Below are 21,574 nucleotides of genomic sequence, written 5' to 3'. Positions count from 1 at the left end.
TCGCCGTGCACTACCAATTTTGCATAGCAAAATTGGTGCCTACAGCCTGCCTATAGCCTTGAAGGCTGCGGTTTACGTCTCGCGAATTTGCAGGAATTCCCTCGGCCTTTGTGTCAATAACCCGTTACTTGATAAATCCCCTCTGTGCGGGTGCCTATATCCTTTCATCTCTTGCCTCGGTCAGTTCCTGCATTCGCTCGACGTAAATCCTTGTGCACCGATAAGAGATAGCAGGTATTGCCGAAAAAATTCTAATGGCCGTTCACAGTACCCTTCGTGCGGCAGACACGGCGAAATTTTTCGTCTCTCGGCGCAGGCGGAACTTTTAGTGCCCCGCCTGGAGCGACTGTCGTGAAATTTTGATACATTGGGGCGATATAGAAAGGCCGAGGAAACTGGACAATTGATTGATGGTAACCAGGTTCATCGGCCATCAAAATTTCACCACAGTGAGTGAGGATGCCTAATCCGAACGAACGACAAGCGGAAGGCGGGCACAAAAGTAAACGCCTGATGTGAGAAGACGAAAAATTATGCGTAAAATATCGCACTTGTTTTTGAAGTTTGGGATTTTTAGTGTATACTATAATATAAAAGTGCGCGCGTTTTACGCGAATTTACGAAAGGGATGCGGGATGAACGATAAGGAACGCCTCGCGGAAGAGGCCTCAAAACGCAAGAAGGCGGAAGAAGAGAAAGAGTCACTGCTCAACAACGTCGGGCTTGCCATAAAAGAGCTCAATTGCCTCTACGGCATTGCCGAGCTCGTCTCAAAATACGCCAACTCACTGGATGATATATTCAACGGGACCGTCCGCCTTATCCCCCCTTCCTGGCAATACCCCGGGATAACCTGCGCAAGGATAATATTCAGGGGGAGAGAATTCAAGACGGACGATTTTAAGATGACGAAGTGGGGGCAATCCGCCGATATCACGATATTCGGGACGAAAGCGGGCGTCATCGAGGCATACCTGCTTGAAGAGAAACCTCCGATGGATGAGGGCCCTTTCCTCCAGGAGGAGAGGCGTCTCATAGGCGCCATCGCAGACCGGTTGAGCAAGACCGTTGAACGCAAAGAGATACAGGACGACCTGGCCCGGACCAAAAAGACGATCGAGGAGAATTATAAGAAATTGAAAGAGCTTGAGGGGTTGAAAGACAGCCTCACCCACATGATAGTCCACGACCTTAATAACCCCCTCACCAACATAACGGGCTTCATGCAGCTGTTGAAGATGCAATCCTGGGATAAGCTCGCCCAGGACCAGAAGGACGGCCTGGAGATAGCGCTCGCCGCGGGACAGGAATTGAAGAGGATGACGGGAAACCTGCTCGATATAAACAAGATGGAAGAAGGAAAGATAAAATTAAGATACGAGGATTTCAACCTTACCGATATAGCCAGAGAGGTGATGGAACAACTCCAGATCCTCGCCCGTTTCGATAATAAGACCATATCGATGGAGATCCCCGGGGAGCTGCCGGCGCTGTCGGCGGACAGGGAACTGATAAAACGGGTCATCGCCAACCTGGTCAATAACTCCCTTAAATACACCCCCCCGAAGGGCTCGATAACCATAAAGGCCTCTTTTGATAAGAGCGAAAAGAAGTTCCGCATACAGGTCAGGGATACCGGGGACGGCATACCGAAGGAGTACCTCGATAAGATATTCAACAAATTCGTCCAGGTGGAGACCGCGAAGGCGAAGGCGGGGCGGGGGCTCGGGCTCACCTTCTGCAAGATGACGGTCGAGGCGCACGGCGGGAAGATATGGGTCGAGAGCGAACCGGGCAAGGGCAGCACTTTCATATTCACCCTTCCGTTAAAGGGAGGCACGGGTTAAGATGGAGTATCAGCTGGACAAGAACAGCATGAAACTGGCGATAGAGTCCTGCCAGCAGAAGATATTCGCGCTGACCTTATATCTGGTCGGGGGCGACCGTAACAAGGCCTATGACGTTGCCGCGGCAGGGTTCGCCGAGGCGCTCCAGACGGCGTCGCCGCTTGAGGACGAGTCAACGCTCATGGTAAGGGCAGTCAGGAGCGTCATAGAGAGGAGCCGGGATACCAAAGCGATACCTTTCTTTGACGATGCCGACTTCGCGGACCTGCCCCGGCCGAAGAGAGAGCCGCTCCGGCTCATGAAGAAGGCGCTCCTGGGGCTCGATCTCGATACGAAGGCGCCTCTCCTCCTGCGCGACCAGGCACACCTCTCATATAAAGAGATCTCCGCTATACTCGAAGTCCCCGAGAAAGAAGCCAGGATCCGGACGACCCAGGCGCGCGTACAGCTCAGGAACAAATTAGACGAGGTCTTGAGACATGGGGGATGATCTTCTGATAACCTGCGCGGACATCAAGAAACGGCTCAAACCGTTCCTTGAAGACCTGCTCGCGGAAGACGAATACCAGGTATTCGTCTCGCATATCAAGGACTGCGCAAAGTGCAGGAACTATGTGGGCGCCATCGGTTCGGTCTCAAACCAGTTGTGGGAATTGGGGAACGTCAGGGTCCCTTCCGATTTCAGCTCCACCGTCCTATTCAACCTGGACCATATGGAAAGGATACCCTCCGCGCCGAAACGGGGCAGACCGAAAAAATTGATCGTCGTCGCAGCCGTCCTGGTCATCTCCATAGCGGCCTTCCTTATCGGGGTGAACCATTTCAAAGGCCGCAGGGGCCCCGGGAGCGATGACGCAGTTATAATAAAGAAAGAGACGATCAGGTCAGGCGGCGACAGCGAGGGCAAGGCCCTGCTGGATGAGCTACAGAACATAGCCACCGGGTTGGGTGTGAATGTTAAAAAAGACACCGAGGGGACGAAAGCGGAAAAGACGCTTCTCGAAGAAGAGCTGTCTAAGGATGAAGGCCCGGCCCCTGCCGATCCCGGGCCGCAGGCGGCGGTAAGCGTCAAACCGGCGCCTCTTCACTGGCACTTTATCGTCTCGAAACAGGGCGGCGAGACAACGGTGGATTACGGGGAGAAAGATAAGAAAGAGGCCGAGGTACGAAAAAAGGCCGACGAACTGCGGACGCTGGAAGGTGATATAAAGGTTTTGCAGGAAAAAAGCCGTGTGGAACTGGGAAAGTCCTATACCGAGAAGACAAAGACGGAGATAGAGGAAGCGAGAAACGCCGCGAACCTTGAATTACAGCAGAGGATTAAAGAGAGATCGGCGTTAGAGGGCTCCATAAGGAGCCTCGAAGAAGAGGTGAGTTCGATAGAGCTCAGCGCGCGGCAGGCATCCGAAGAGAAGAGGCGGCGGGACTCCGAACGCGAACAGCGGTTATCCGACGCGTTGAATACCGCGGATATCACGCCGAATTACCGCGCCAATGACCATATCCTCCTGACGGGCACAGGACCGGCCATCGAGACGGCGGCCTCACGGATACAATCGTTCTCCGGCGCTTCGTATTTCACCGACTTCACAAAGGACACATCCATCCCTTCGAAGGGGCAATTGCCCGTATCCGTATATATCGAAAGGGAGGCGTCGGACGTGCTCCACTGGCACGTAGGGCCCGTCACACCCGGTCAAAGGTCGGAGATATCCGATATGATACACGGAAAGAGCGGGTCGGTCGATCACGAATCGGAAGATATCATCATATTCTCCATATCGACTGCGGAATTAGAGACCCTGCGCGGCCATATAACGGCCCTCGGCGTCCCCTTCTCCGAATTCGGACGCCCTGCGTCCAAAGGAAAATTGCTCAGCTCGAAACCCGTAACGGTATCCGTATACTTTCCTTCAAAGTGATCAGGAGCGGCCATGGCAAAGATACTTGTAGTGGATGATGAGATATATATAAGGGAGCTGCTTCAGAAGGCGCTGAAGCTTAACGGGTACGAAGCGATAACCGTACCCAGCGCCGATCAGGCGCTCGATATTATCTTCAAGGAACCGCTCGACCTCGTCCTGCTGGACATCGAGCTGGCCGGAGAATCCGGCATCTCCGTCCTGAAAAAGATACGGGAGTTCCAGAAGAAGATGCCTGTTGTGATATATTCCGGCATCCTCACTCCCCAGATAGAAAAAGAGGTGCGGGAGGCCGGGGCGAACGAGGCCCTGAGCAAGAAGACCGAGATCCCCCAGCTCGTAGAGCAGCTCGGGAGGATACTCAATGCCCAGACGCGTATGGCCCCGGGCCCTTCCGGAAAGAGAGAGAAGTCGGTACTTATCGTCGATGACGAAACGGGCATCCGTAATATGTTGAAGAGCTTTTTTCAGACCAAGGGTTACAGGACGCTGGAGGCCGGAAGCGGCGAGGAGGCCCTCAGGATCGCCGGGGGAGAAAAATTTTCGATGGCCCTCCTGGACATGAATATGACCGGGATAGACGGCCTCGAGACGCTGAAGGGGCTTCTGGGTATAAACCCTAAACTGGGAGTGGTCATGGTCACTTCCGACCAGGATGACGGGAAGGTCCAGAAGGCCATAGAGCTGGGCGCGTACGGTTATGTCCTGAAACCGTTCGACTTTCTATACCTTGAACTTGTCGTGATGTCAAAACTGGCCATAGCAGAAAATGAATAAGAGACATATCTTATCGCTGGCGCTATCCGTATTCTTCGCTTCCTCCGGAATATCGTATCCGCAGGCGGAGCCCGGGATCGGGACGGTGACCTCGGTAGAGGGGGCTGCGGATATATTGCGCCCAGGGGCGGCGGAGGCGGTCTTTTTGAAAGAGAACGACACGGTCTCTCTGAAAGACCGCATCAGGACCAAGAGCTACTCCAAGGTCAAAGTCACATTCCGCGACAATAGCGTCATCAAGCTTGCGCCGAACAGCTGCGTCATCGTGGACGAATATCTGATAGGCGCAAATGACAAGAGAGAGCTCGCCCGGCTGAGCCTCACGCGCGGGACCATAGAAGCGGTTGTATCGAAGACGGGCCGCCCGGATACATTCCTCATCGCCACGCCCAATGCCCTGGGAAGGGTCAAAGGTTCGGATATATTCGTCTCTTATCAGGCCGGCAGGACCGGCGTGCTCGTAAAAGAAGGCCTCATCTCTCTCCTGAACCAGGCGCTCCCGGAGACGAAAGTCGATGTCGGAAAAGGCAATTCGTCCATGGTCGTCTTCAAGGACGCGCCGCAGGAGCCGAGGCCGTCTCTCGACGCCGAGATGGCATTGAATAAGAAGATCGTGGAACCGGCGCTTACGAAGAAGTGGGTCTCCTATAAAGGCGCCTCCATGATGACGGCTTCGATAACGGACATGGCGGGCGAGGTTCGCATCTATAAAAAAGGGTCCGAGGATTTCCGCATGGCGAAGGTCAACGAGGTGGTATACGAGGGAGATAAACTCCAGGCCGGCGAAGGCGGGAGGGCGGAGGTCCGCCTGAGTAACGGCAACCTGATAATCATCCAATCGAACACCGAACTGGCCATCATAAAACTGCAATACGACCCCGCGACCGGGGAGTTTGAAAATACTTTCGAATCGAAGAACGGGAAGATAAAAGCCGTCATAGAGAAACTGGGCAAAAAGTCGACATTCCAGGTCAAGACGCCTACGGCCACCTGCGGCGCCAGGGGCACGGTGATGTATCTCGATATACAGCCGGCCGGCACGCAGGCATTTTACGAGGGCGGCGGCGGGTTCATCACAAGCGCGGTCTCGGGACAGACGATGACGGTAGAGCCGGGCCAGAATTCTATTGTCGACGCATCCGGGGCCATATCGGCCCCCGTCTTCACGTCGACCGAACAGAAGACGGACCTGGACCAGTCGTATGGCGCCGGCGCTATGGCGGACGGTTATTCGAACCCTTCCGACACGACTGCTGCGGAAGCCGGCACCACGCTCGTCGCCGGTGAGGGCGCTAAATTCGCGGAGGCCGTAGAGACGACATCAACGGCGTCAATGGGCGACATCATGGCGACTACCGATAACAGGCCCACGTTCGACGAAGTCGTCAATACGCCTGTCACCTACTCCCCTTATGACACGATAACGACGCTCGATAAGTCACGCTCCAGCGCCGAATTCCAGAGCACTGCCGCAGTCACTGTAGAGATGTACCTTGAGGCCGATAAGACATGGACTGCCGCGATAAGCGGAAGCTTCGACCTCCTCCCCACCAATGACTGGCATATACACTGCACGAACACTGCGACCGATGATACCGTTACCATACAACCGCCCGGCTCGTGGAGCGGCGGCACCTGGACGGGGACGGTCACCGGCTACATAGACGGCGGGGGGCTGGACAGGGATGCCACAGGCACCGCATCCGGCACTTATAACGGCAGCCTGCACACTTTCGATGGGACAGCGTCCGGTACATGGGTCGCTCCGGATGATTGATCTTTTTAATGCGGACCTTGTGACAGGCCGTCTTGCGGATTACTGCAAAGCGGCCTTTTTTAATTTATCGCGCACCAGGTCTCTCAGGACGGCGTAGTCGGCGGTCTTGTAGCCGGATATATCGATGGGAGGGAATACTACCAGGCGCGCCGATACCTTCGTCTTAAAGACCCAGCCGCCTTTCGGGATCGCTTCCCTGGTGCCGCCTATGAAGACGGGGAGGACCGGCTTGGACTCCTTTATGGCCAGCTTAAAAGCCCCGTTCAGGAATTCGCTCATCTCGTCCGTGCCGCTGCGCGTCCCTTCCGGGAAAAATAAGACGGATATACCGGCCCTGAGCCGCTCGGAGGCCTCTCTATAGACCTCCTTTATACTGCCGAAGTCCCCCCTGGAGAGCAGGATATGATCATTGACCCAGAGCAGTCCCCCTATGAAAGGCACCCTCAAAAGGCTCTTCTTGGCCACCCACTTGAAATACATATGCGTCTTATATACTATGATGATGTCGGCAAGGCTCTGGTGGTTGGCGACTATCACATATGTCTTATCATGGTCGATATTTTCCAGCCCCTCTACGCTGAGAGACCAGAACGGGTTCAACGCCACCAGGGCATCCGCCCACCAGAAACACTGTGCGTGGACCAGCTTCCTCCTGTTCGGGAGCGGAAATGGGGCTATAGAGAGCGCCAGGCTCGCGATAAATGCGGCGGCCGTAATGACAGCGCCTACGACCCATATCAATATAGATATAATGAATCTCATAACGAACCGGTTTTACTGCCCGTCACCTTTTTTCTTGAGCAGGTTATCCAGCATCCTGAGGCCTTCGTTCTTTATCTTCTCCTGGAAGTCCGTGATGTACGGCTTTATCAGGGCCATCAGCGATTCCTGGAAGGAGCCGAATTCCGGCCTTTCGACGGTCCCCCCTATGTCGAATTTGAGCGTCAGCGGGTTTACGTGGTTCACCGCATCGCACACGGCCGATATCGGTATCAGGCCCATCGTTGGACTGCCCCCCGGCTTCGGCGAGACGGAGTGGTCCCTCAGATGGATCTCATTACGCGAAGCGATCGCGTCACCGGTGACGGACGTCCTGGACCCAAGCGTTATGATACCCTTCTCCACGCGCACGGGCAGCGAGTCCTCGTATATGAAACTAACGGCGGTCATATCCACGTCTTTCAATTCGACCCTGAAGACGGCCGTGGGGACATCTCTGTTAAAATTTTTTGAAAAGAAGATATCGAACCCGCCTGCGGGAACACCGCCTCTCTTTATGACCCCTCTCATATCAAGTAAGTCCAAAGCCATACCGTTCTCGGGATCATAGGCGAGACGGGTCATGCGTATATCGGCCTTATCCAGTTCCGCCGTCCGGCCGTTCGCTTTCACGTTTATACGCGCACCCCTTATATCGAGCCGTCTTATCTCAAAAAGATAGAGGTCCTTCGCCGTCCTGAATTTTACGAGCTTGCCTTTGGGGAGCGCTTCCGTGGTCACGGTCACCTCCCTCGCCTTCTTGCGGTCTTCCTTTATCTTCTCCTGGCCCTTTTTAGAGAAACGCTTTCTTACGGATCCATAGATCTTGCCGAACCAGTCCTTCTTCTGCATGAGCGCGCGCCATTCAAAGTCGGCCCCGGTCTTCGCGGCCCCGCTTTTCGGAACGGCCAGGCGGCTTATATTGAAACTGCCGTCCGCCGTCCCCTCCACATCGATCTCGGCGCCGGTCATACTTATATCGGAGAATACCATCCTCCTGGAAAGGAGGGCAAGCGGGCTCACCCTTATAACGGCGAGGTCCGCCTTTGCTATGCGCATCCCTTCCTTTTCGGGGTCGAATACTTTCATGCCTTTCAGCGAGAAGGATAAGGTCAACGGCCAGATATTCACTTTATCTACCGTTATCCTGGCGGGGGTATATCTGTTCAGGTTATCCACGATGAACGAACTTAGGGCGGGGCTTATAAAAAATCCCACACCCAGGTGGAAGGCGGCAAGCAGAGTTATGATGACCGCAATGCCGGCAACGTTAATGCGTTTAAGGAAGGCGCTCTTCGGCTTCCCGGGCTTCGACATCGCCCGCCTGATCTTCCCTATCAATGTCTGTTTTACCCGGACCTGGACGTTCTTCAATGTGGCGGCCGCGTCCGGGCCCATCAGGCCCGCCATCTTTATGCCGGACGCCCACTTCGCGAACGCCGAATCTTTCATCCGCGCGGAATATGCGGATATCAGGACGGCGCTTGCCTTTTTGGAGACAAAATAAGCCGGTATAGAGAACGCCAGCGATACCGCGAGCCCCCCGGCTATGAGCGTATTATTCAGATCGAGATACGCTATCACCGGCAGATGGGTAAGCCACCTGAAAAAACCGTCGAGCCATTGCGCCTTCTCCAGGATGGCGGTCCCAGCCGCATCGGTAAGCCGGCTTGCCCCTAAAATATACAGGGTCTTGAATAACGGGAGGGTCAGGAGAGTGGCGACGCGGTTTATCCTGAAGACGAAGAAGAAGACGGCAAGGAGGAGCGCCATAGGCCCGTTCAGCGGGACGAACCCCAGGAAGACGGCGAGGCACACGCCTGCGGCTATCTCGCGGGGGGATATGTTCGCCTCCAGGATGCCTATTACCTTTGCCGGGATATTGATGAATGAGAGCATATTTTTCCTTTCTGTCTGGTGTGGCCGCCGATAAATAAGTTACAACACTATCGTTTATTTGTCAACCGGTTATGCCGTTTGACTTGCCTGTGATTATATGATAATCTTGGTACAAATATCCACATAAGGAAATGAGCAGAAACAGCATATCGGCTATTTTTTTACTCTTTACCGCAGTCTTCGCTATCTACGGTCCCTCCTGCATCCCCTCCGAAGCATGGGCCCAGGATAAAGAGAAGATGGACAGGGCGATATCGCTCTACCAGCACGAGAATTTCGAAGAGGCCCTCATATTGCTGAAAGATATGAGAGAAGAGGATGAGGGCTCGTCTGCCGTTGCCTACTACCTGGGATTGACATACAAAAAACTCCAGGATTTTGAAGAGGCGCGAGCCAACCTCGAAGCTGCGGCCAAACTCCGGCCCCCGATCGATAACGCCATCCCCGAGCTTATAGACGTCCTTTATCAATGCAATGAGACGGATGAGGCGAAGAGATGGATCGACAGGGCCGAGAAAGGGTCCGTGGCGCCTGCCCAGGTCGCCCTCCTGAAAGGGCTCGTCTTATTGAGGGAGAAGAAGGATATCGATAAGGCGGTCGCGTCTCTCGACCGGGCGGCGGAACTGGACGGCTCGCTGGCCAGGACCGCAACCTACTATAAGGGCATCGCCTATATGGAGACGAAAAAACTGGCCGATGCCAAGGAGATGTTCCGCCAGATCGTCATAAAGGACCCGGCGACCGATATGGCCGCTTTCGCAAATGAGTACGTTGAGGCCATCACGAGAAAAGAGGACGCCGAGAGGCCCTTCCGCGGGAACGTCGGGACGGCGCTCCAATACGACGACAACGTCATATTGAAACCGGGCGATGATTCGCTCGCGTCGGACATAGACAACCAGGGCGACTGGCGAAATGTCTATACCTGCCAGGGGGAATATAATTTCAGGCCGTCGGATTATTTTAATGTGAAGGGCGGGGGTTCTTTCTATTATGCAAAACAGTTCGACCTCGGGTTTTACGACACACTGAGCGCCGACCTGTCGCTCTATCCCGCCTTCTTCATAGATGAGATTATGGTGGGTTTCCCGGTCCATTACAACTACGTCAGGATAAACGATAAACATTACCTGGACCTGCTGGGATTGAGCAATGTGAACAATGTGATGCTCGGCAGGGACAATATGGTCCAGCTTGCCTTCCAGCATAACAGGAAATACTACAAATGGCCGGTCACATATGATAACGATTCGAGGGACGCCAATGAGTACCTTGGGTCCCTGGGATGGTTCTATTTCTTCACCAAAAAGCGGGACGGGTTCGTGCAGGTGCGCTACGCGCTGAATTACGAACGCGCCAAGGGCAGCAACTGGACATACTGCGGGAACCGGTTCACCGTCGGCGCGACCACTCCCCTCTCAAAGAAGATAAGGTGGAGCATAGTCGGCGACTATTTCCGGCAGGACTTTGTGAAGGGGAACACCATATATGAGAAACATCGCAGTGACGATATCCTGACGATATCCAATATGGTGGCGATAGAGGTCTTCAAAGGTCTCGATATCCAGCTTCAGCACATATTCGTAGATGACGCCGCCACCATCGGGATATACAAATATAAGAGGAACATATACAGCGCCGGGGTCCAGTACAGGTTCTGATGGGCGGCTCTATCCGGGGCCCGGGGACCTTCTGATCCTCGCGGCGATGTCTCTGGAAAAATCGGGGATCTCCAGCCTGAGCATTCCGCCTGAGGCCTTTGCCCGTACGGTCGAAACGGTCCCGCCCCTGAATGTGTCCCACCACCTCACATCATATTCACCGTCTTCTATGCCCGACACGGAAAAATAGGCGCCCTTTATAAACGGGGGGTCGGCCTTCTTCTGGCATACGTCATACCAGTTATATCCCTTATTCTGTACCCAGAAGAGCATATCTTCTCCCACGGTCATACCGGCGACCCTCGCATCCGCTATGTCGCTCGCCCTGTAGTTGGTAAAGACCACGCGTTTCATGCCGAGCCAGTCCTTACCCGCATTGGATACCTTTATGGTATGGCTTCCCTTCGGGACCTTTATCTTTTCGGTCGTGCCGTAGTAACCCTGGTAGACCTTTTCATCTTTCCTGAAGAAGCTCTTTTGCCACGGCCCTTCGCCCGGCCCTGTAGGAAAATCTTTTGCGAGGGCTTCCGAGCCGTCGAGCGTTATGACGAGACGCGCCTCATTCGAGACCGTGCCTACATATACGTGAAATTCCCCGTCGGCCGGATAGTCCACATGGAAGACGGGCTCTATCCTGATACCGGCCTTCGCGCTCCCCTGGAGGTAATGGTTCAGCACGCCGCCTGAGAGGTCGCCCGAGGCCTCCACGGTGAATTCCCCGTAACTCATATCACCCCATATCTCTTTCGCCGAAACGGATACGTCCGAGTAAACGGTCTCTTCGTCCGGGGAGACCTTCTTCATTACAGGCGACGTCTTCGCAAAGGAGACGTTCGACGAATCCCAGTCAACACCTTTGATGAAATCGCCGAGCGACCGGTAGTTGAAGTAGAGGTCGCGCCTGCACATATACGTATCCCACCACCAGCCCATGGTGCCCGCGAAAGAACCGGATAACGCGGCGGCCCAGATGCCGCTATGGAGCGCGACGCCCTCCCCTCCCGGATCGCACTCCGTGTCGTTCTTGCCGCAATCCATGCCGAATTCTTCTACGAGCATCGGTTTCCGGTACTTTTCGGAGAGGACCTTATTCGTCGAGATGATGTACCCGATGATATCCGCCGCCATATTGCCGTAGATATGGCGCTCCGTGATATCGACCTCTTTTAATGACCATATCGACGTCTCGTCAAAATTGTTCGCCCAGGGGTATCCTAAACTCGTCGTCACGAACTGCCCGTGAGGGTTGATCGACCTTATATAATCCGTCATCTCGACCACCCACTCTTTCGGCGCATCCAGCTCGTTCCAGAGCTCGAAGATGAATATGTTCGGCGAATAGCTCCACCGCGAGATTATATACCTGAGCCGTTTCTTATAAAGCCTCTTCGCCTCGGCCTCGGTGAAGAAGTCCCACGGCTTTTCGCAAGGGCCGCCGTTCTTCTTATTGTAGACGTTGCTCCTCCAGGCCTCTTCGCCCCAGCTCCCCTTTTCATCCATGAGCGAACTGTAGGAATCGAGCGTCAATATGAGGTAGAGGCCGTTCTCCCGGGCCTCCTCGAGTATGAGGTCAAATTCGGCGCTCTGGGCCATGTCATAGTCGCCCAGTTTGCCGAACTCTATCTTGAGCGTCCACCCGTTATTGAGCCATACCCTTGTTATATTGCATCCGCTCTTCGCCAGTTTCGAGAAATAACTTCTGAACGTCGCGGCGGTGTTGTCCGACGTCCAGCAGACGTTATGGCCCAGGCCGAAGAACGGCTTGCCGGAATCGAAGACGAGATAACGGTAATTGTTCGCGCTCCTTCTCAAAAATCCGTCGCCGGTGCTCTTCTCTACCATAAAAGAACCGGTCGCGGACCTCTGGGAGAGGAGGCCTGTCTTAAGCTCTACGTAATAGGAATGCTTCCCTGCCGCCGCGGGGGTATACCTTACCTCCCATCTGTTATTTTTACCGGTGAAGAAAGCGGGCATTACGGATTCTCTGCCGTCGGGGGAGGTGAAGTGCGCGTTGACCTCCACCTGCCGGGCGTCATGCGGATCTTCGAAATAGCCGTTGATCTTTATCTTTGCTATGAAAGGGTCATAAAGCGATATGACCGGGCTTGCGGGGGATATCTTCGCTATGGACTCCTCGTCCGCAGGGGCTCCCGCGGCCAGGAGGAGAACGGCCAGATATACCAGACAGCGTGCTGCTATCGTTTTAATTGATGCCTGCCTTCCTTAGGATCGACATCATGGGGCACCAGTTCGTAAAAGCGGACTGGAGCAGGTTCAACCCGACGAACGCCGTGAACCACAGCCATAGCGGGCTGAGATAGTATGCCAGGACGAGGCTGATCAGTATAAATGACCCCGCTATCCCTCTCAGTATCCTTTCCATATCGCCTCCTCTTCTTAAGACCTCTTCTTCATCGCCATATAATATATGACCGGCACCGCGGTCCTCGAAAGGACGGTAGACGCGACCTCGCCGGCCATCAACGATAACGCAAGCCCCTGGAATATAGGATCGAAGAGTATCACGGAAGCGCCCACGACCACGGCCGATGCGGTAAGGAGCATGGGACGGAAACGTTTCGCGCCCGCGTCAACGACCGCCTCTTCCAGCGACATGCCCTCCGCCAGGCGGAGCTGTATGAAATCCACGAGTATTATCGAATTCCGAACGACTATGCCGGCGCCTGCTATCATCCCTATCATCGATGTTGCCGTAAAGAATGTGCCGGTCATCCAGTGCGCCGGCAGGATGCCGACCAGCGTGAGCGGGATCGGCAGCATGATGATCCACGGCGTCTTGAACGACTGGAACCATCCTACGACAAGGACATATATCAGGATCAGGACCGCCGCGAAGGCGAGTCCCAGGTCGCGGAATACTTCATATGTGATCTGCCACTCCCCATCCCACTTGACCGCCCATGATTCGGCGGACCCCGGCTGTTCCGTGAAATGCTGCCCCATACGCTTCTGTCCCGTGCCGGTGATCTCGCCCAGCGGCAGCTTATTGATATCGCCCGATAACCCCATTATCACATAGACGGGGCTTTCGAACTTTCCCGATACATCCCCGAGGACATACGAGACCCTCATCAGGTTCTTATGGTGGATCGCCCTGTCCTTGAGCCGATCGGCGACCGTGACGAGCTCCCTGACGGGTATCTGCAGGCCGTAGCGCGAAAGGAGCGTTATATTTAGTATGGAGTCGAGCATGCCGCGCTTCTCCTTCGGCAGCCTGAGTATGATATCGACGGGCTCATATTCGCCAGGCAGGTGCGCCAGGTCGACGTCTTTTCCGCCGGCTGCCAGCGCTATCGTCTGGGCGATCGCCTGGACGGGTATGCCGTTAAGCGTGGCCTTCTGCGTGTCGACGCGCAGGCGCAGCAGTTTCTCCTGGGCCTGTACATACGTATCGACGTCGGTAACGCCCTTATTGCCTTTGAATATCTCCTCGATCCTGCCGGCCAGGGCGGCCTGCCCTTCGAGCGTCGGCCCGTATATCTCGAGGACCAGCGTCGAAAGGACCGGCGGCCCGGGAGGCACTTCAGCCACCTGGACATGGCCGCCGTACCTGCCGGCGATCTCGTGGACCATCGGGCGTACGAACTTGGCTATGTCGTGGCTCTGGCGCTTGCGGTGGTGCTTATCGACCAGGTTCACCTGCAGGTCCGCCTGGTAAGGTTTGGAGCGGAGGAAGTAGTGGCGGACAAGGCCGTTGAAATTATACGGGGCGCTCGTCCCGACATACGATTCTATATCCTTCACCTCCGGGACCGTAACGAGGTACCGGGTGAGCTCTTCTATGGCGGAGACCGTCTTTTCTATCGACGTCCCTTCCGGCAGATTGAGGACCACCTGGAACTCGTCCTTATTGTCAAACGGCAGCATCTTTACCTTCACAAGCCCCAGAGGGACCAGCATCACCGATAAGAGCAGCAGTATCCCCAGTATCTTTAAGAACTTTACGCGCACCTTTTCATCGTAGATCAGGGGGCGCATATACCAGCGGTAGAACCTCGTCAGCATCCCTTCGTCTTCGCTCTCGCCGTGGCCTTTCAGCTTCCCTTTGAGATGCGCGCCGCCCAGTATCTTATAAGCGGCCCAGGGCGTCGCGACGAACGCGACTACCATGGAGAAGAACATGGCGGCGCTCGACCCTATGGGTATCGGCCTCATGTACGGCCCCATCAATCCCCTCACGAATGCCATAGGCAGTATTGCCGCCATCACGGTGAGCGTGGCCAGTATGAGCGGGCTCCTTACCTCGTTGACCGCCTCGACGGTGACGTCCAGGATCGGGCGGCCTTTATTCTTCGGCATGCGCAGGTGGCGCACTATATTCTCCACGTCGACGATCGGGTCGTCGACCAGTATACCTATCGAAAATATCAGCGCGAAGAGCGTGATCCTGTTGAGCGTGAATCCGAGAAGGTAGAACGACGCGAGCGTCAACGACAGCGTCATGGGTATCGCGATGGCTACCACCCCCGACTCCCTCCACCCCAGCGACAGGGCGATGAGGATGCTGACGCCGAAGACCGCCAGCGCCATATGGAACAAGAGCTCGTTGGATTTGTCATCGGCCGTCTTGCCGTAGTCGCGCGTAATGGTATACGAGACGCCGTCCGGGATCACGGTGCCCTTCATGCCGTCCAGGGCCCTGATCACCTTCTTGCAGAGCCGCGAGGCGTTAGCGCCCTTGCGTTTGGAGACCGACAGCGTGACGGCGCCGAAAGGCCCTTTCGCGGCCTGATGGCCGTGCGGCACGAAGTTGATCCTGACGTCCGTCTCCGTCTCGTCGGGCCCGTCCACGACCCTGGCTATATCTTTCAGGTAGACGACGCCGCCCGCGCTCACCCCGACGACCAGGTTCTCCAGGTCTTCCCTGGACCTGAAGAACGCATCGGCCTCGACGTTCATATATTCCGGCACGCTCTCCAGGTGACCGGCATTGAGCTTCACGTTGGCCTTCTGGATGAGGTCTATTATCTCGTTCGGGTTAAGTATCCTCTCTTTCAGCTTCTCTTCGTCTATGAATATCTGGAATTGTCTCCTCCTGCCTCCTGTCAGGTGCGTCTCGGAGACATCGGGTATCGCATTGATGGCATCCCGTACCTTTGCGACCGTCCTGCGGAGAGCGACCGGATCGGGGGGGCCGTAGAACGTCAGGCCGAGGACGGGGACATCGTCGATCGACCGTACCTTGATGAGCGGCTGGCTGGCCCCTTTGGGCAGGAAGTCGAGGTTCGAATAGACCTTTGTATACAACTTGATGAGGCTCTCCTCCGCGTCCTCACCCACCCTGAAACGCACTATGATGATGGCGCCGTCCGTCTCCGAAGTGGAATATATATACTCTACGCCGGGTATCTCCCAGAGCTTCCGCTCGCCCAGGGTGACGATCCTCCGCTCCATCTCCTCGGCGGTGGCGCCGGGGTATGAGACGAATATGTCGAACATGGGCACGGATATCTGCGGCTCTTCCTCTCGGGGGATATTCAATACGGAAAAGAGGCCTACCAGTATGGAAAAACCTATGATGAGGGGAGTTATCTTGGATCGCGCAAAATAGTCGACCGTCCTGCTTATGAAATGGGAATGGTGTTCGGCCATTATGTCACTCTCCGCCTTTGACGATCTGCGAAGCCCTCGACTCGTCCAGTTGTCCCGACAGGAAGAGCAGGCTCGCCCAGGAGGTCCTCGATCCTGCGACCAGGCCGTAATAATGCCGGTTCGTCTCCACGTATGACCTCCTCATGCCGAGCAGGTCCGCGATCGACTTCCGGCCCTCGCGATATAACGGCAGGGTAAGCTTCAATGCCTCGCCCGAGTCGCTCTTCATCTCCAGGAGGACGGGAATGTTCGCTTTAAAGGACTCAAAACGGGTGTATTCGTCGGTCACCTCTTTAGTTATGGCGTCTTTTACGACTCCCCTTTCGTGCTCCATTTTCCTCAGTGATCCCCTGGCGGACTTCACCCTTGCAAAATAGTCCGGCTCGAATATATCGATGCTCCCTTTAAGACCCACGGCGAAGCTGCCGCCGCCTGTCTCGAAATCGTGCGTATTCTCATTGAGGTCCCCGAAAGCGCTTACCTTCGGCAGTGCGCTCAGGCGCTCACGGAGATGATCCGCCTCCCCGGCGCGTATCGCCTCGTCTATCGACTTAAGGTCGGGGCGAGACCTGGCCGCTTCGGCCAGCCAATCTTTCAATGCGGAACGGGTCTCCTTGCCGCCCGGCAGGCTTTCTGATATGATGACGGGCCCGAGCGGGTCATCTCCCATCAGTATATTAAGGAGGGCCGAATCCCTCAACATCTGCCCTTCGAGATCGTTCTTTATGCTGTTGAGGTTCCCCAGGGTGACCTTCGCGGCATAAAAATCCGCCCCCAGCACCATCCCCTTCTGTTTCAACTCTTCGGCCTGCTTTATATCCTCCGCGGAATTTTTGCACTCCTCTTCCACTATGCCCAGGAGGTCCCTGGTCGCGATGGCATGGAGGTAAGCGTCCGTGGCGATCAGTATGGCCTCTGATCTCGAGAAGAACTCGTCGTACCTGGCCGACATGACCATATATTTCGCGGACTTGACCTTATACGCCGTCTGCAGCGCGTCGAATAGCGGCATCTCCCCGTGCAGGCCTATATTATAGTTGGTCCGCGGATCGGGATCGTTCAGCTGGGAGAGCGCGAAGTCCGACTGGGCGAAGGCCCTCTGGCGCAGAAGGGTGCCGAATACGTAGACCTGGTCATTACCGGCGGTCATCGACGCCATGGCCTGGATACGGGGCATATAACCGGCGAGGGCCCGGAACTTTTGCGCGATCGCCACCTCGACCGATGCCCCCTGCTCCTTAAGCTTCGGATAGTGCTCGAGAACTCTCCGGCAGAAGTGATCGAATGTAAGCGTCAAGGGCGCCGCGCCGGGCTCTTCCGCGGCCTGGACCGTGCCGGAGGCGCAGATCGCGAGTAAAAAGATGAGAACGGCCGCGGCCCTTCCCGCGCCCCTTCCTATTATCTTCATAAGCCCCCTTATCCTCGGATCGACCACACGGTAGCAGGTAGTGACGCCCTCTTTCCTTACCGTAACGATGCCGCGGGATCTCAATATGCCGAGATGCTGCGATACCGTGGATTGCGGCATATCCAGGGCGGTGACCATCCTCTTCACGCTGCACTCTTTGCCAAGCAGCCCTTCCACCATACGCAGCCTTATCGGATGGGCCAATGCCTTGAGGATCCCGCTCTCCTTCGTATAATCGGTCATCTAAGATAAACTCCTTAATCGTATTATCGCAATAATACGATATATAGATATTTTTGTCAATCTTTTTTTAAAAAAATTATTTACCGGTACGGGTAAAGTTCGCCTTTATCCATCCCCAGTTGAGCGTTATGTGGGCGCATATGAGCAGCACTAGAAGCGCCCCGTTATATTCGTGGACCTCGAAGAGCTCCTTTATATAAGGGGTCTTTATATGCAGGAGGAAGACGAGGCCTGTGGACGCCTGTACAAGGGCCGACAGGAAGAGCGCCGTGTTCACAGCTTTGAGCAAGCCGGGTTTATTCATATACCCTCCTATCCATAGTTAGACAGCATTACCGCCTGTATACCGATATGATTATACCACAAACCCGGGATCTAAAAAACCGCTTTACCTCCTGCGGATGTAATAGTATACTTTCAAATATGGCTATAAATATACGCAGGGGTGTACATACGGTCGTCGTCTCCGCTATCCTCTCTATTGTCGCCGTCTTTTCGCGGGCGGATACGGACGGGACGTTCAATGACAGGGATTGCTACCAGGACATCATCCTTAAAGGAGCGTGGGAAGACGCGGGAGACGGGCCGGCCGTCTCCGTCGGGCATGTCGACTCACACGTATATTCTGTCCATACCGGCGCCGTCTCTCCTCTGACGCTCCAAAGAGATAAAAAGATAGGGTATGGCGGCGCGCTCAACCTGAAATACTATTCCGGCATACCGTATGAAGACCTGAGAAGACGCCTGCCGGGCAAGACCATATACGTGGATGTGCGGATACCAAAGGGGTCGATGAGCCCCAATGATACGAGGCCCAGCAGGCTCCGCGTCTGCCTGAAATCCGAGAAGAACGGGGAATGGGCGGAGTATTCCGGAGATAACGAATGGATAACCGTCGGCGGCGAAGGAAGATATGAGATCTCGCTAAAAGTCCCCGAAAGGCCTGTGAAGACGAGGTCCGGGGCGGTCTTCTCCCCGGAGGAGACCGTGCTATTCTGCGTGGAACATTATATGATGGAGGGCGAGAAGACAAATTCCAATATGGCCTTCAGCTTCACCAATTTAAGGATAGAAGGTATAGCGCTTGATCCGGGCGCCATCGCATGGCAGTTCATGAAGGACGGCCATACCGTCAAAAACGTCTTCCTGCAGGAGGTCGAGCCCGGCAGCTCCGTCATAAAAGAGTCCCCCGGTCTGATAACGCTTCGATTCGATCGATCCTCTCCGGCCGGAGGGGATATGCGCCCGCTCTCCTGCCAGCCGCAAAACGCGGTCATAAATTTCTCCGTATCGATACCGGAAGAGCTGCGGAATAAGGACGGGAGCCTGGACCTGACCCTGAGATACAAAAACGGCAAAGAAGACACATTCGCCCGGACCCTCGATTCGTGCGACACCGGGGGAAATATACACGTGGCGGTGCCTATCCTGTCCATACCTCTCGATGCCGATATGGAAGACCTCTTGAGAGAGAGCACTATCACCCTCACCCTTAAGCTCGGCGCCCCCCTTACTTCGTATATGATGCCGGTGGTCATAGGGCCGATACGCGTGGCAAGCGGTATATTGATACCTTTTGACACCGGGTGGCGGGTGAGGGACATACAGGGACTGGGCGGTTACACGAATATCGATATAAAGGAAGACGGCATCACGGGAGATGGCGGCGTAACCGTGAAAGGCCTGGGTAAAGACCTGTACCAGCTTGACGCCGCATTCAGGATACAGGGAGGCCTTGACTGGAAGAAGAACAGATACTACCGCGTTGAGCTGATAAGGGATCTTGAAAACGGGCCGGTCAATATGGATAACCTGCACATCGAGGTACTTATGAGCCCGGCCGTCGATAATAACATTATGGAATACTGGCAAAAACCCTACCGGGCCAGGATAGGGCTTCAGGATATCAACGGCAACTTCATCTTTGGCCCGAATATAAGCCTCTCCGAGGGGGTGCCTAATCTCGCGTACCTGGATGTATCCGTTACAAACCCGATGCCGAAAGGGATCACGACCGGCGGCTTCGACCCCACCCGCGTAAAGACGCTCATAATCAATTTTGAGGGGCCGCATGTCTACGCGGAACCGCGGGACATAAAAGTATCTATCTTCAATTTTCTGATAAGGCCCAGGGAACACAGGCCCGTAAAGAAGCTCGCCGTCATAGATTACTCACGGTTCAGGAGGGATCAGAACGGATGGCAGATCACGAAGATCATCAGAGACGCCGGGGGATACCTTTTGGGCATCAACTATCCGTTCCCGGCCATAAATGTCTCTAAAGATATCCTTGAGGTCCCCCAGGTATATCCGGCGGTGGGCATGAAAGCCGGCGACCCCATGCATCTCGGTATTTCAAGCGCCATCACCAGACAGAAAGTCCTGGAAGACTTCAGGGTCTTCGCCTCCAATGACTTAAACCTGACAAGGGTCTTCCTGCTGGGCCATCTCGACGGCGTCTTCAGGTGGGGTTACGGAGGGAAGGATATAACCGGCTTTGAGCCGGGGGCTGAAAAGCTTTTGTCGGAGGCGTCACGGATGGATGTTGAAGAGCTGGCCCGGTTCCTGAGAAAGAATGAGGACAGGATATTCGGCAAAGATGCTGACGGCAGGATGCCGGGACTGGAAAAACATGTCTTCGCGGATTTCCTGGCGCTCCTGGATATATTGGAACAGGTCGAAAAGGATACGGGCAAAAGGGTGATGGCCATAATCTCCCTTTATGATTTTATGCTGGGTGACGGCGCTGTGAAAGAGGGACCGGGCCACAAATATGCCGTGGGAGAACACCCTGAAATAGTGACCGATCCGGCCGTGAAGGTCAAGGCCCACGCGCTGATCTGGAAGATAATGAAGAGAATGAGCGAAGACAGACGGTTTTACAGGTACATAGCGCTCGTGGAGATAATGAACGAACCCGAGAACGCGAATGTCCTGGCTACTAAAGAGGATTTCCCGGCCCTTGTAAATTTTGTGGGAGAGGGGTTATATCTGCTGAAGGATGCAATGGGCCCGTCCGTGCCCGTATCTGCCGGGTTCAGGTGCTGGTACAGAGACCTCATGTACTGGACGCCCGTAAGCGGCGGCATAGATATATTGATGACGCACTACTGGGAAAGCCTCGAGTCATATAATATAAATAACCCCTCTCTATGGCCCATGGACCTGCCGGTCGAAGAGCTCTGGAAGGCGCTGGGTACGGGACAGGAAGGCCGGCTCACCGGCATGGAAGAAATAGGCCCCTTCGATCCTCTGATAGAAAATCTGTTCACCTTTGAAAAGGCCGGTTATGACCTGGCAATAATATGGTCATACTCCGGGCATGACGGGTACGACGCAAAACCTGCCCTGAAGAGATTGTCACAATATCAGCGGGGGAACCGTCTATTTGCCGAGGTAAAGAGGACGCCTGCCGGATACCTGAAAGACGCGTTCTCGTTCATAAACAAGGCGAGGGCGGAGTACGATGCTCGGGAGGATGGCCGGATGGTGCCTGCACCGGAGACGCCGTTCAACTCTTACCTGCGAGGGCGGGCCGCGGGCATATCAGACGAACGTCTCAAAGATACGGTGCTTAAGGTCCTTGCCGTAGCGACCCTTAAAGAGATACCTCTGGAGCGCGCCAATATCGATTACCTGGCAGCGGCCGCACAACGGACAGGATAAAC

14 protein-coding genes are annotated in these 21,574 nt (G+C 55.1%); 7 read left to right on the top strand and 7 right to left on the bottom strand.

Going from position 1 to position 21,574, the window contains the following annotated elements; translation table 11 throughout:
* Positions 1–635 precede the first annotated feature (635 nt).
* Genes WC515_05195 through WC515_05175 form a run of 5 tightly spaced genes read left to right on the top strand, consistent with a single transcriptional unit; the run spans position 636 to position 6,323 of the window.
* Positions 636–1,847 carry a HAMP domain-containing sensor histidine kinase gene (locus WC515_05195; protein ID MFA5146747.1) on the top strand — a complete coding sequence of 404 codons (1,212 nt, stop codon included), beginning with the start codon at positions 636–638 and terminating at the stop codon, positions 1,845–1,847.
* Between the two features lies 1 nt (position 1,848).
* Positions 1,849–2,337 carry a sigma factor-like helix-turn-helix DNA-binding protein gene (locus WC515_05190; protein MFA5146746.1) on the top strand — a complete coding sequence of 163 codons (489 nt, stop codon included), beginning with the start codon at positions 1,849–1,851 and terminating at the stop codon, positions 2,335–2,337.
* Positions 2,327–3,769, top strand: coding sequence for a hypothetical protein (locus tag WC515_05185; protein ID MFA5146745.1), 1,443 nt, complete (start codon positions 2,327–2,329; stop codon positions 3,767–3,769). The genes WC515_05190 and WC515_05185 overlap by 11 nt, the downstream gene beginning before the upstream one ends.
* A 12-nt stretch (positions 3,770–3,781) precedes the next feature.
* Entirely contained in the window at positions 3,782–4,546 is a 765-nt protein-coding gene (locus WC515_05180) for a response regulator (protein MFA5146744.1), read from the top strand.
* On the top strand, positions 4,539–6,323 hold the full coding sequence (locus tag WC515_05175; GenBank protein MFA5146743.1) for a FecR family protein: 1,785 nt from the start codon (positions 4,539–4,541) through the stop codon (positions 6,321–6,323). Before WC515_05180 ends, WC515_05175 begins: the two co-directional genes overlap by 8 nt.
* Positions 6,324–6,362: 39 nt before the next feature.
* Here WC515_05175 and WC515_05170 read toward each other — a convergent pair whose 3' ends face one another.
* Both WC515_05170 and WC515_05165 read right to left on the bottom strand, forming a co-directional pair.
* The gene (locus WC515_05170; GenBank protein ID MFA5146742.1) at positions 6,363–7,085 is read right to left on the bottom strand and encodes a lysophospholipid acyltransferase family protein; all 723 of its coding nucleotides are present in this window, start codon (positions 7,083–7,085) and stop codon (positions 6,363–6,365) included.
* Positions 7,086–7,097: 12 nt separating this feature from the next.
* Positions 7,098–8,981, bottom strand: a complete 1,884-nt coding sequence (locus WC515_05165) for a DUF2062 domain-containing protein (protein ID MFA5146741.1) — start codon at positions 8,979–8,981, stop codon at positions 7,098–7,100.
* Between the two features lie 131 nt (positions 8,982–9,112).
* Here WC515_05165 and WC515_05160 point away from each other — a divergent pair, with 131 nt between their 5' ends.
* On the top strand, positions 9,113–10,642 hold the full coding sequence (locus WC515_05160; protein ID MFA5146740.1) for a tetratricopeptide repeat protein: 1,530 nt from the start codon (positions 9,113–9,115) through the stop codon (positions 10,640–10,642).
* A 9-nt stretch (positions 10,643–10,651) separates the two neighbouring features.
* Here the strand turns inward: WC515_05160 and WC515_05155 are convergent, their stop codons facing one another.
* The 5 genes from WC515_05155 to WC515_05135 all read right to left on the bottom strand — a co-directional run bounded on the left by WC515_05155 (position 10,652) and on the right by WC515_05135 (position 18,210).
* The gene (locus WC515_05155; GenBank protein ID MFA5146739.1) at positions 10,652–12,703 is read right to left on the bottom strand and encodes a DUF5060 domain-containing protein; all 2,052 of its coding nucleotides are present in this window, start codon (positions 12,701–12,703) and stop codon (positions 10,652–10,654) included.
* Positions 12,704–12,845: 142 nt separating this feature from the next.
* Complete coding sequence (locus tag WC515_05150) at positions 12,846–13,025, bottom strand: DUF2892 domain-containing protein (protein MFA5146738.1); 180 nt, start codon at positions 13,023–13,025, stop codon at positions 12,846–12,848.
* Positions 13,026–13,039: 14 nt separating this feature from the next.
* Positions 13,040–16,255, bottom strand: coding sequence for an efflux RND transporter permease subunit (locus tag WC515_05145; GenBank protein ID MFA5146737.1), 3,216 nt, complete (start codon positions 16,253–16,255; stop codon positions 13,040–13,042).
* A gap of 4 nt (positions 16,256–16,259) precedes the next feature.
* The gene (locus WC515_05140; protein MFA5146736.1) at positions 16,260–17,906 is read right to left on the bottom strand and encodes a metalloregulator ArsR/SmtB family transcription factor; all 1,647 of its coding nucleotides are present in this window, start codon (positions 17,904–17,906) and stop codon (positions 16,260–16,262) included.
* Positions 17,907–17,982: 76 nt separating this feature from the next.
* Positions 17,983–18,210, bottom strand: a complete 228-nt coding sequence (locus WC515_05135) for a hypothetical protein (GenBank protein MFA5146735.1) — start codon at positions 18,208–18,210, stop codon at positions 17,983–17,985.
* Between the two features lie 119 nt (positions 18,211–18,329).
* On the opposite strand from WC515_05135, the gene WC515_05130 reads away from it, so the two are divergent.
* Complete coding sequence (locus tag WC515_05130) at positions 18,330–21,572, top strand: hypothetical protein (GenBank protein MFA5146734.1); 3,243 nt, start codon at positions 18,330–18,332, stop codon at positions 21,570–21,572.
* The last annotated feature ends 2 nt before the right edge of the window (positions 21,573–21,574 follow it).

It is taken from the genome of Candidatus Omnitrophota bacterium, assembly GCA_041650805.1.
In the GTDB taxonomy this organism is placed as follows: Bacteria; Omnitrophota; Gorgyraeia; order 2-01-FULL-45-10; family 2-01-FULL-45-10; genus JBAZKM01.
The sequence above is the reverse complement of the archived record's forward strand: the minus strand, read 5'-3'. Positions and strand labels throughout refer to the sequence as shown.

What these genes read in the sequence shown, in the direction of transcription:
- WC515_05195 (MFA5146747.1), top strand. Translation starts at nt 636, where the DNA reads ATGAACGATAAGGAACGCCTCGCGGAAGAGGCCTCAAAACGCAAGAAG.
- WC515_05190 (MFA5146746.1), top strand. Translation starts at nt 1,849, where the DNA reads ATGGAGTATCAGCTGGACAAGAACAGCATGAAACTGGCGATAGAGTCC.
- WC515_05185 (MFA5146745.1), top strand. Translation starts at nt 2,327, where the DNA reads ATGGGGGATGATCTTCTGATAACCTGCGCGGACATCAAGAAACGGCTC.
- WC515_05180 (MFA5146744.1), top strand. Translation starts at nt 3,782, where the DNA reads ATGGCAAAGATACTTGTAGTGGATGATGAGATATATATAAGGGAGCTG.
- WC515_05175 (MFA5146743.1), top strand. Translation starts at nt 4,539, where the DNA reads ATGAATAAGAGACATATCTTATCGCTGGCGCTATCCGTATTCTTCGCT.
- WC515_05170 (MFA5146742.1), bottom strand. Translation starts at nt 7,085, where the DNA reads ATGAGATTCATTATATCTATATTGATATGGGTCGTAGGCGCTGTCATT.
- WC515_05165 (MFA5146741.1), bottom strand. Translation starts at nt 8,981, where the DNA reads ATGCTCTCATTCATCAATATCCCGGCAAAGGTAATAGGCATCCTGGAG.
- WC515_05160 (MFA5146740.1), top strand. Translation starts at nt 9,113, where the DNA reads ATGAGCAGAAACAGCATATCGGCTATTTTTTTACTCTTTACCGCAGTC.
- WC515_05150 (MFA5146738.1), bottom strand. Translation starts at nt 13,025, where the DNA reads ATGGAAAGGATACTGAGAGGGATAGCGGGGTCATTTATACTGATCAGC.
- WC515_05145 (MFA5146737.1), bottom strand. Translation starts at nt 16,255, where the DNA reads ATGGCCGAACACCATTCCCATTTCATAAGCAGGACGGTCGACTATTTT.
- WC515_05140 (MFA5146736.1), bottom strand. Translation starts at nt 17,906, where the DNA reads ATGACCGATTATACGAAGGAGAGCGGGATCCTCAAGGCATTGGCCCAT.
- WC515_05135 (MFA5146735.1), bottom strand. Translation starts at nt 18,210, where the DNA reads ATGAATAAACCCGGCTTGCTCAAAGCTGTGAACACGGCGCTCTTCCTG.
- WC515_05130 (MFA5146734.1), top strand. Translation starts at nt 18,330, where the DNA reads ATGGCTATAAATATACGCAGGGGTGTACATACGGTCGTCGTCTCCGCT.